Below are 12,685 nucleotides of genomic sequence, written 5' to 3' on the forward strand. Positions count from 1 at the left end.
CTATCGGATTTCATTACGATTTTCATTTGAGGCTTAATAGTAGCTTCTTGTGACTGCATACCAATGTAAGAAATTTGCAATGTTTTCGCAGAACTATGGCGATGCTATTAGATTGATAATCATTGATATATCCAAAACATGGGAACTTGATTTTAAATGATAATTATTTATAATATCCTGATTGATAAGCATCTATAAAATAGTAATTTGTCTTTATTTATACCATAATTATACTATATCGCTTACCTAAACGCCTTATTCCTAATATACTATAGTTCATTTGAGAATGCAAATGAACTATAAAACAAGTACTATGAGGTTTTACTAATAAACAAATGTATGAAATGATTTATAATTCCACCAAAATACCATTAATAGCGATATAAATAAAATGGGTGAAGTATATTGTTCTGTTTTTTTATATAAGACTAGTCTGTACAACCAAATATATTACAAGTTGTTTTGTTTTTCTATAGAGCAAATGGTAGCATAAGAAAGAAACGAAAAATAGAACAAAGTCATTAATGAGCAAAGATAATCTTTGTGACCAGATAGTTTATCGGCTATATACAACTATTTCACAAAAAGAGTTTAATCTCGGTTAAAAGCAAAGAGTCCGGTACATACCGAACTCTTTCTCAAATTAGTTGATAATCTACTGTCTAACTTTTGAGGTGCAGTTTACTTTTGGTATTCCCTCTACAGTTAATATTATTCTGCAATAAATATTTTATGGCAAAGTAATAATGACAACTCCGTCTGAAGTAGCTCCGTTAAAACCACCGGAAAGTTCTTCAATATAATAATAAGGAGCCAATTGGATAGTCTTTTCATCAACTACCTTATTGAATTCAGTGGGTACTCCGGTAAAATTAGAAGGATGGTAAGCAAGGACATCACCACCACCAACATAATTCAAGCCAATAGCAAATTTATTGTAAAGAACAGCACCATCTTCAATCCAAAAATCTAAATTAGATACTCTGGCTGTTGAAAGCGTAAAGTCTCCAACTAAGTCAGCCGGTAACCCATTGGTATAGTATCCATTATAAGGTTCAACCACGCGATAACGGTCAAAACCTTCAGCCTTGAATACTTTTACTTTGTTTGTACCTCCGAAGAAATAGTTATCCGTAAACGTCCCCTCTCCAAGCTCTTGCCAGTTATAATCTTTGCTTACTGTAAAAGAAGCCTGGGCAGATCCGCTTATCGCAATATCTCCCTCCGGTACAGACAATGCTAATGTAACGGTTATTACTTGACTTATCTGTAAAGGGGTAACATCAACCGTTACAGTCGTTTTGTTTTCGCCGGCAGCAAAATTAAAGCCGGTAACAGTGCATCCCTCAAATGGCACTTTATTGAGTACAGCAGAAATAGTAATATCTCCACTATACGCTGAAGCTGTATTCGAACGAAGCAAATCTATTGTAAAAGTCGGCTCTGCAGGCGACACAACAACAACATCCAAAGATTTGGAAATAAAGGTAACTCCCTGCCCCTCTCCTTCAGTATACAAAGGCCCTTCTTGGTCTGTGCTACAAGCAGAGAACAGCAATACTGTCAAAAGAGACAATAAGACTGAAATTCTATTGATATATTTCATAATGTTTTTTCCTCTAAAGTTTGTAAAATGAATCATTCTTTATAATCTCCCACCGGATTCTGGTCAGTTTTTACATCCATGTTCACATTACCGTCGAATTCACTCTGCGGAATAGTCAATACCCACATATAGCATTCCGGATCGTCTGTCGGACGATTACCCAGCAAGGCATCAGAAGGCCATCCCATAGCGGCTGTACGACGGAATCCTTGTTTCAGACGGCGTAAGTCATAGATACGTCCAAACTCACCCCATAACTCAACACGACGTTGTATAATGATTTCTTCGAGTAGCGAACCTGTATAATCGCTACTTGTAGCTCCCAGACTTGTGCCGGTCTTCGTGCAGGTATATCCTTCTACACGTTTGTCCATGACAGCTTTCAAATCCTCAATGGCAGGTGCAGTTTCACCCAAACGGCATTCTGCTTCGGCAGCCGTCAGATACATTTCTTCTACACGCATCCAGATGTAATCTCCGGTCCAAGTTTGTCTGTCGGAGAACTTAAATTTCTCCTGCTGATAACCGCCGGACTTATTATTCTCATTTTCCGGATCCCACCATGCCTTACGGGCATCTGCCGGGTTAATCAAGCCATATAACTCTTTGCTAATCTGCTTACGGGCATCTGCTCCATACTTTCCGTCACCTCTCTCGTCGCAAGCATCCATATGAGTAAAGAAGCCGGCATACATGGTAGATTGGTCGGAAATAATTTCAGCTCCCCACATCACATTACCAGCGGAAGAATCATTCAACCCAGAAAAGCTTGAAACTGGCAATACAGTGCAACCACTAACCGCAATAGCATTTTTCGCTGCACTTTTGGCAGTAGCCCAGTCTTCCATAACCAATGCTATACGTGCCTTGAGTCCTAAAGCAACAGCATGGTTAATGTGACTGACATGTTTCCGCTTTATTCCGTTCAGCATATCGACAGCTTTATTGATGTCCGAAGTAATCTGGTCGTAAACCTCTTGTACAGTCGCACGTGCCTTGCCCGCAGTACCTGCAACGGTTGGCTCAGTATAGATAGGGCAACACTGATCCGACTCATGTCCTTTATAAGTGCGGGCAAAACTTTGTGCCAGCATGAAGTAAGAATAAGCACGTATGGCATAAGCCTGTCCTATCACATAGTTAATCTCCTCTGTTGTACCCTCTATTGTTTCTTCAGCAGCAATAATGTAGTTTGCATTAGAGACCCATGTGTAATAACCATTCCATAAATCGTAAGAACGCCATGCTCCGCTGGAATAGAAAGATTTTACGTTATAAAGGCAATCATACCAGAACCAGCCACTACCTATAGCACTCATTACCATGTCCTCGCCCATAACATCAGCCATCAAATTATAAGAACTGATACCAAAGCTTTGGTGAGTGTTGCCTGTAGGAGACCAGGAAGCGTACATAGAACGATAGATACCATTCAGAGGAACCAACGCCGCATTGGCGTTTGCCAGCAAACCATCTCCGGACATAGAGTCGGTAGGAGCAGTTTGAAGTGCATCGTCCAAGCAGGACGACAAACTTGCACAACCCACAAAACCAGCAAAAATATATTTGAATATCTTTTTCATACTTGTTTTTATCTTAAGTAAATATTAGAAATTAATTTCGACACCTAATGACCAGGTCTTATTAGGCGAATAAGAGTAGCTTGTCTCACCGCTAAAGTTGTACTGCGGGTTCATGCCTTGTAAGTGAGTGAATAATGCCAAGTTATCTATAGAACCGAAAACACGTACAGAGCCCAATTTGGCCTTTTGCATCCACGCCTTTGGCAATGTGTATCCCAATGTAATATTCTTAATAGCAAAGTAAGACGCATCTACTAAGAAACGATCATTCGTTGTGCTTTTTCCTGCAATCTCAATACGGGGAACATCAGTGACATCACCCGGCTTCTGCCAACGACGCAACGCATGTTCATTCCATGCATTATTGTAGTACATATTATTCATAGAAGCACTGTACAAGCCATCATACACCTTGCCTCCAATAGAATAGGTAGTCAAAATAGACAGGTCAACACCTCTCCAGGAAAGGTCGGTCCCAATACTACCATAAAGATCTGGAATACGGCTTCCCAAATAATACTTGCTTTTGGCTGCTTTTTCATAATCACTGCTGATACGTTCGTTAATCATGTTGCCTTCATCATCAGTGTCATATACCCAATACAATTGGGCACCGGTTGCGGGGTCAACACCTGCAGCTTTTGCCATATAGAATGTATTGATAGGCAAGCCTTCCTTGATACTATAAATACCATCGATTATTTCCGGAGTTTCTCCAGTCAGCTTTAACACCTTATTCTTTACTGTAGAGCCCATCCAAGTGACATTCCAAGTAAAGTTATTGGTCTTGACAGGAGTACCTTTGATTTCAAATTCAAAACCACTGTTACGCATGTCACCGACATTGGCATTATAGCCACTGAAACCTGTGGAAGTAGCCATAGGATAATTCAACAGCATGTCGGTAGTCTTCTTATTATAGTACTCAGCATTAATACTCAAGCGGTTGTCAAAGAAAGATGCTTCAACGCCAATATTGAAATTGCCGCTTTTTTCCCAGCTTACATTCTTATTCTCCAATGTAGATACCAAGCCACCAATCTGGTTGGAATTTGCCCAACCCAGATCATAGAGACTCTGCCACAAATAATAGTCGCTGGTGTATACTCCACCTGAAATCTTCAAAATGTCATCATTACCTTGCTGTCCGTAGCTAACTTTGAAAGAAAGATTGTTTATCCAACTGATATCTTCCATAAATGCCTCTTTGGAAATACGCCAGTTTCCACCGACTGACCAGAATGTACCCCAGCGGTTATCTTTATAGAAACGAGAAGAACCATCCGTACGGAGAGAAGCTGAGAAATAATACTTCTCATCATAATTGTAGTTGAAACGTCCTAACCATGATTCGATGCGGTACTTATCTGTATAAGAGTCTGCATCGCTAAGAGTTGTACCCGGACGCAATTCCAAAATACCATCCACCAAATTAGTCTTTGCAGCTTTCAGATATTCATATTGGTAAGCATAGAATTCATGACCAGCCATTACATCAAAATTATGAAGACCAAAGGAGCGGTTCCACATCAACAGTTGATTGAAAGTGTAACTCTGCATACGAGTGCTGTATTTAGACAATAAACCACCGGCAGCAGCCTGATTGCCATGATACATATTCATATAATTCATTTGAGATGCCTGGCGATAGTCCATACCAAAGTTTATAGCCAGTTTCAAGCCTTTTAATACTCCGAAATCATCCTTATCAGAGCCAAAAGTTAATCCAGTACGTAAACCGGCAACATCATTCTTTACGCTTGATTTATCATCCAGCAAGCCCCCCAACGGGTTATAATCAGAATAGCTACCCGGTCGACCACTTTCACCATAATCTAATTGTGGACGGCCATCCTCTCCTAAAGCATTATTACCTTGTGCATCCTTTATATATACCGGGAAAAGCGGAGATACAAACTGTGCGGAATACCACACATTAGATTGAGAACTACCAGTATATTGACTGTAGTTTGATACGGAATGCGTTAATGACGTATTTAGATTTGCGCTGAACCAGTCTGTCACTTCAGAGTTTATGTTAGCACGTGCACTGTAGCGTTGGAATCCGGTAGTTACCAAAATGCCATCTTCATTCAAGTATCCCAAAGAGAACATGTATTTAGTTTTCTCGGTACCGCCAGTCAATGACAGTTGATGTTCGTGACGGAAAGCGTTATCCTTTTGAAGTGCATCCATCCATCTTTCATCCCATGCGGAAGTTGCATCGGCACGCACTGTCCCAGTTGTTGGGTCAATGATATTGCTCCAGGTATAGTTCTTAAACGGATTATATTGTTCACCGCCCAACGTACCGCTCAAGCTATTACGGGCAGCAGCTTCTGCATCAGCCCAAGCATATCCGTTAGTAAACGCAAAACCATTGCGCAAACCCTCGTAAGTCAACTGCACATAATCTTTCTGACCAACCATGTCATACTCCTTAAGTGCACGTGAAGACCAACCTACAGTAGAACGCCAAGTAACTTGAGTCTTACCTTCTTTACCTTTCTTAGTAGTAATCATCACAACGCCATTAGCACCGCGGGCGCCATAAAGAGCACCGGCTGAAGCATCTTTTAGAACCGTCATCGATTCTATATCAGAGGGATTGATGGAAGATAGTGTACCATCATAAGGAATGCCATCCACTACATATAGCGGATTCTGCGACGCATTAATAGAGCCATAACCACGAATTACAACCGAAGCTGATTCACCCGGTTGGCCGGTTCCTGAAGTTGTCAAAAGACCAGTAGCTTGTCCTTCGAGTCCCTTTGATACATTTGTAATAGGACGAGATTGCAACTTCTTGTTGTCGATTGTAGAAGCCGATCCTGTAAATGAGGATTTCTTAGCCGTACCGTAAGCAACTACCATAACTTCATCAAGCATTTCAGAGTCTGATTTCATAAATACTTTCACAGAAGATTTGATAGCGACCTCTTGTGTTTGCATACCAATGTAAGAAATTTGCAATGTTTTCGCAGAACTATGGCGACTATATACTATTGATAATCAGAAATATGATAAAGCATGAGGAACTTAAATTGGAATAATTATTATCAATAATGCACTGATTAATAGAATCTTATAAAATAGCAGTATGTCTTTATTCGTACTCTAATTATACTATACTGCTTATTTAAGTATTTGATATTTAATATATTCTGGATTGTTTAAGAATGCAAACGGAATATAAAACAAGTACTATAAGGTTTTATTAATGAATAAATGTATGAAATGATTTATATTTCCACCAAAATACGATTAATAGCGATATAGACAATATGCATAGAGTGTATTGTCCTGTTTTTTATATAAGGCTAATGTGTATGATCAAATATATTACAAGTTGTTTGTTTTTTCTATGGGGTAAATGGTAGCATAAGAAGGAAACGAAAAATAGAACAAAGTGATTAATAAGCAAAGATAATTTTTGCAACCAGATAGTTTATCACCTATATATAACTATTTCATAAAAAAGAATTTAGTCTCGATTAAAAATAAAGAGTCCGGCGCAATACCGGACTCTTTCTCAAATTAGATTGATAATCTACTATCTAACTTTTGAGGTGCAGTTCACCTTGGACACACACCCTTTTTCATATAGCGATTATTCTCAGTTCATCAATTCTGTACCGGTGTCGGTGGAATTGCGGCTTCATTATTATCAGCTGGAGTAATAGCCTTGTTTACTGCGGTTTCACATTCTGGAATTGTATAGATCAGAAGTGGTGATTCAGCAGCTATATCAGTAAATGTACTACCTGCAGGGAAGTTAGTTCCAATACGTTTGACAGGCTTTTTCAGACGTAGGATATCGAATAATGAGAATCCCTCACCCCACAATTCAATGCGGCGTTGAAACCATACTTCATCTATAAATTCATCCAGATTCGTAGCTTTGCAAGTGTATGTTTCATCACGATAACCTTTCACAAAAGCTTCTAACTTTTGCTTCCCGGCTGCAAGATTGTCTCTACCGATAGCTTCGGCTTCAATAAGCAGCATCTCTTCTACACGCATTAAAGGCCAATCTTGTGCATTGTCAGAGTTGGCAATCTGACCACCTTCGGGGCCAAACTTAACATTTACATAAGGTGAAAACATAGTTGAACCAAAAGCTCCGCTTACCCATCCGGCGGCATTCTGCGCACCATATGCATTAACTAAAGCATCAGAGTGGAGGTTTTCATCCACCCACCAAGTCTTGCGTACATCAGTAGTTGGTATTTCTGCCCATAACTTATTATTGATAGCTCTAAATGCTACATCTGTAGCACTTGCTGCGGTGGTATATCCCATGCCAGTAAGTGAACAAAGATGAGAGGGCCAGTTTACGATACCCGTCTTTACAACTCCATCTTCTGATGTAACAACTATACCCCAAATCCAAGAGGCATCATTGGCATCGTAAAATTTGGGTACGCTTACTTCTGCTTTAGAGTAGGGGCGAGCACCGGCATATGCCTTAGCTGCGTCCGATGCCGCAGCAGACCAATTGCCCATAAGCAAGTTGGCGCGTGCGCGAAGGCCATAAGCAACTTCAGCCGTAATTTGTGCCTTGTCCTTACGAGTAACAGGGTTTTCTGATAAATAAGCAATTGCAGTGTTCAAATCAGCCATAATCTGAGTATAAACCTGTTCTACGGTTGCACGGGGATTGTTCAACTTCTCATCATCAGTCATAGTATCCAATACCAAAGGCACACTTTTAGCTGATTCATGGCCAATATAGGTAAACTGGTAGGTCTGTACTAATTGCAGATAATCAAATGCACGTGAAGCCAGAGCCTGTCCGAAATAACTCTTTACCTGAGCTGTACGATTATCTTCCGGGAATGCAGCTGACAAAGTTGCAATACAGTCATTGGCTGTTTTCAGATGATTATAGTAGTTCTTCCAGATAAATTCATTAAAGACAGAAGTTGTGATACGGTCTCTGAATTTTTGTGGAGAAATGTATTTGTTATAGCCAATAGCATCATTTTTACAGAGCATATCTTGCCCTGCCTGATCATAAACTATACATATTGCCGGGAAGCCATAATCAAAGTGGTAACCGGTAGTATTCGGGTTACCTAACGTTCCTAAAACATTTAATCCGCTTTTCAAACCATTCAACTCAGACTCAATGCGTTCAGGAATCATGGAGATAACTTCATCTTTTTGATCTTGCGTCATGGTAGAGCCTTCGGGATATTTATCCAGGTCGCACGCAGCCATCACAAAAACAGATGAAAGTAACAGTATACTCTTATTTATTTTCATATTTTCTTGCTTATTAAAGGGTTAGAAAGAAAGGGTTATACCACCGGAAATAGTCCGTATTGGAGAATAAACATCAGCACTTGATGCTGTGTAACTCTGACGAGGATCCAATCCTTTTCGTGCACTAAACAATGCAACATTGTCAGCAGCCATATATACACGCATAGAACTGATTAGCAACTTACGAGTCCAGGTTTTAGGTAATGTATATCCTACTGTGATATTATTAATGCTTAGGTAGTCGGAACTTGTCAAAAAACGATCTGACAGAGAGTTGGCATACTGAGCAAATACATTGAGCTGTGGGACGTTGCTTGTTTTGTTTTCTGGAGTCCATGCATTCAAAGCGTCTTTATGCCAGTTCTGACCAGGATCATCACCTGCATGCATCAGAGCTGCATAGCCGTTGTCATATACGCGACCACCTAATTGATAAGCTAATGAGATAGCAAAATCAAAACCATAAGCATTTAAGCGGGTACCGAATCCACCGTATACTTTAGGAAGAATATCCCCAGTTGCATAACGAGTTGCATCAGACCAGTTCTGAGTTTTTTCTTGACCGGTAACATTGTTATTCTCATCCGTTATATCTTTATAATAGAGGGCAACTCCAGTTTCCGGATCTACACCTGCATATTTACGCAAATAAAATTGGTACATAGATTCCTTTTCCTGATAGATACGGTTTCCATCAATCAATTCACCATTCAAATCAGGATGTAATTTCAAAATCTTATTCTTGAAGTGGGTCAGGTTGAAATTTACGCTCCATGTAATGTCATTAGTACGAATAATATCACCGTTCAAATCGAGCTCAACGCCACGATTGATCATGGAACCTACATTCATAGGGATAGAAGAATAGCCTACCGATGGATTTACAGGCTTTTTATACAACATATCTGTAGTTTTACGGCTGAAATATTCGATTGTACCATTCAGGCGTTGATCAAAGAATTCAAAATCAAAACCGGTGTTAAAGCTATGCGAGGTTTCCCAAGTGATGTTTTTATTGCCTTTGTATGCAAGTGAGACAGAGAAATCATCATTGCTGTTTGATACCGTAAATTGATCTTGGTAGGCATAATAGTTACCAATATTGTCATTTCCTTGTACACCATAGCTGGCCTTAAATTTCAGCATATTAATCCATGTCAGGTCGTTCATGAATGATTCTTTATTTAGCAACCAGCTGGCACCAACTGACCAGAAATTCCCCCACCGGTGATCGGGATGGAAACGGGAAGAAGCATCACGACGATAGGAGGCACTTGCAAAGTATTTACCGTCATAATCATACTGGGCACGTGCAAGGAAGCCTTGGGTTGCATAATTAGTTGTTGCAGAATAAACAGCCGGAGTTTTAATAGCATTATTGATTTCTACAATTGTTGGATTGTATAATTTCTGTTTGCTGCCCGATAAATATTGAGATTTATAGTTGTAAGATTCGAAACCTGCAAGTAAGTCAATATTATGCACATCAAAGTTGTTCTTGTAAGTAAGCAGATACTGTTGATTCACGCTAAAAGTACGAGAATGTTCCATAGAAACTAACCCACCTACACTTTCAGAAGCATACTGTCCATAATAGGGATTAACCAATTCGGAGTAGCGGGTGTTATCTAAATCCATTCCCCAATTACCGGTAGCTTTTAAACCTGGCATGAACTCTATTTCAACAAATCCTTTGGCGCTTAGAATATCCATCAGGAACTCACGCTTATCTAATTGTAATGCAGAAGCCGGGTTAGAGTTAGACAAGAATGGGCGGTTTAAGGCTTCTGTTTTCCCATTCACTACTCGGTTGTACATACCATTACCGTAATCGTACATGGTATAACCACGGCTATCTTTTTTGATGCTGCCATCCGCGTTGCGAATATAAAGCGGATAAATAGGAGCAATGTTATTGGTAATATAGAACAAATTCATACTACTACCTGAAGTAGTCTGTTCATCAGGGTAGCGACTTTTCACATTAGCATACGAAAAGTTAGCTCCAACTTTCATCCATTCTTTGACTTTATAATCAGCTTTTAAACGAGTTGAAAGACGAGAGTATCCAGAACCCGGAATGATACCACTATCGTCCAGATAACCAGCTGACATATAATAGGTCATTTTATCAGTCGAACCACTGATGCTTACATTGTATTCTTGACGTAGATTACCATTATCAAGCAGCTCATTTTCCCAATCATCCGGTGTGATATAATAGTTGCCATAAACAGAACCAAGTTTGGCATTTGGATTAATCTTGCCATCCATGCCGATTACATTTTCCCCGTTGGAAGTGGAATATATAGGATAACCTAAATAGTCACTTCCAAAAATCAAAGCGTTAACAAGATTATTACCAGACATCATAATGGACCCATCGCCTGCATAATCAACAATTTTGTTGGGATCACCACCGGCCCAGCCGTTCAGCATTGCTTGATAGTAGGTTTCAACATATTGGTTCGCACTATTCATAACATCATAGCTGGGAACACCACGGCGATTTGTACCCCATTTTGCATCCACATTTACAACTGCTTTTCCAGAAGTACCTTTTTTAGTAGTCACCAAGATTACTCCATTGGCGCCACGTGCTCCATAAAGCGCATTCGAAGCAGCATCCTTCAGTACGGTCATACTCTCAATATCCTGAGCGTTAATTGCAGAAATGTCACCATCATAAGGAACACCATCTACTACATACAATGGATTATTGCTGGCAGAGATAGAGCCAATACCACGAATACGTACCGTAGAACCTGTACCAGGTTGCCCATTACCACTTGTTGTTTGCACACCGGCAACTTGTCCGGACAACGCATTTGTAATATTAGAAACCTGACGTTCTGCTAATTTATCAGCTTTAATAGTTGAAGCAGAACCTGTAAAAGCAGATTTCTTTGCTGTTCCATAAGCAACTACCATTACTTCATCAAGCATCTCCGAATCAGATTTCATCATAATCTTTACATTTGGCTTGATAAGCACCTCTTGTGTTTGCATACCAATATACGAAATTTGAAGCGTTTTCGCAGAACTATGCATTTTCTATTTAGTTGTAAATGAAGTAATTGAGATTATATCAGGAACTCCATGTCTGATAATGTTGTTACTGTAAAATATTGATTTATAACCACATATCAAATAATGAGATATAGTCAAATCTACCGTAATAGCTCTTGTTTTTAACCTTAAAATCTTAATTATAAGTGTATTATCTTTGAATGATAGACAATGATAAACTAAATAACTGATACTATGCGTTTTGATTTACCAGTAATGTGTAAAATAAGGAATACTTCAATTCGTGTTTTGCTAATAGTCTATATGTCCACAAAGAAATAAGGCTAAAAGTCTCGATTTTTCTGTAAGAAATCATAAGACAACTTTACCTGATGAAATAAGAGAATACTCAGCACCCTTTTTCGTTGGTAAATCTAATTCGTTTTTGCTCCAGATACAACCGGATTCTGTTGTAGATAGCCCCCCTTCCACACCTCTGCATTTCCTTATTCATCGGTATTGTCGGGTGGAAGGGCTCCGTTTGTGGCGTTTGTTGTAATAGTCCGTTGTCTCATCAGTCATAGTACACAATCTCCATTTGCATATAAGAAGTTGATGCTTTACAGTAAACATTAATAGGTGTTGACAGCCGTCAGTAAATCTGTTGACGGCCGTCATTCAACTTACTGACAGTTGTCAACAGATTTACTAACGACTGTCAACATCTGATTTTGCCGTATATAAAGCAGGATAATACACTATTCATCAGTGATGCATGTAGTATGTATTGTTTGCCGGAAATATATGTTTAATATGCCCGGAGACATAAACAAGGGGATAAATATCCCCTTCCATCAGCAAACACCGATAAATAAAGAGGTACAGAGAGGTGAAAGGGGGTTGAATCAAAACAGCGAGAAAGCAGTAGATGCTAATGTAGCCTTAAATGCGAATTGCACGAAACACACGAAGAGAGGGAAATATTTATGTAATTCCATACCGGGGAGAAAAACGACAAAAAGAACATTTCTTTTGTTTTTTCATTAGGTCTGCAATTTTGAATCCCGCACATTCCAAAAGAACAGAATGAGGCAATGGAAAATAAGAAGAAGAGAACAAAAACGACAAGCGGAAATTAGTATGTAAATCCACAAAGAAAGGTGTAACCTATTTATCCAATATCCCTAAGGTCTCATGATAAGTAGTTACACCTTAC

Annotated in this window: 5 protein-coding genes; all 5 read right to left on the minus strand. The window is 39.3% G+C overall.

Annotated features, from left to right (window positions below; translation table 11 throughout):
* Nucleotides 1-730: 730 nt before the first annotated feature.
* Nucleotides 731-1,606, minus strand: a complete 876-nt coding sequence (locus HMPREF9447_RS21450; RefSeq protein ID WP_009131890.1) for a hypothetical protein — start codon at nt 1,604-1,606, stop codon at nt 731-733.
* Nucleotides 1,607-1,638: 32 nt separating this feature from the next.
* On the minus strand, nt 1,639-3,189 hold the full coding sequence (locus HMPREF9447_RS21455; protein WP_009131891.1) for a RagB/SusD family nutrient uptake outer membrane protein: 1,551 nt from the start codon (nt 3,187-3,189) through the stop codon (nt 1,639-1,641).
* Nucleotides 3,190-3,213: 24 nt separating this feature from the next.
* Nucleotides 3,214-6,165 (minus strand): SusC/RagA family TonB-linked outer membrane protein, encoded by a 2,952-nt coding sequence (locus HMPREF9447_RS21460; protein WP_081589802.1) that lies wholly within the window; start codon nt 6,163-6,165, stop codon nt 3,214-3,216.
* A gap of 651 nt (nt 6,166-6,816) precedes the next feature.
* Nucleotides 6,817-8,460, minus strand: coding sequence for a RagB/SusD family nutrient uptake outer membrane protein (locus HMPREF9447_RS21465; RefSeq protein WP_009131893.1), 1,644 nt, complete (start codon nt 8,458-8,460; stop codon nt 6,817-6,819).
* Between the two features lie 21 nt (nt 8,461-8,481).
* Nucleotides 8,482-11,511, minus strand: a complete 3,030-nt coding sequence (locus tag HMPREF9447_RS21470) for a SusC/RagA family TonB-linked outer membrane protein (RefSeq protein WP_009131894.1) — start codon at nt 11,509-11,511, stop codon at nt 8,482-8,484.
* Nucleotides 11,512-12,685 lie beyond the last annotated feature (1,174 nt).

It is taken from the genome of Bacteroides oleiciplenus YIT 12058, from assembly GCF_000315485.1.
GTDB lineage: Bacteria > Bacteroidota > Bacteroidia > Bacteroidales > Bacteroidaceae > Bacteroides > Bacteroides oleiciplenus.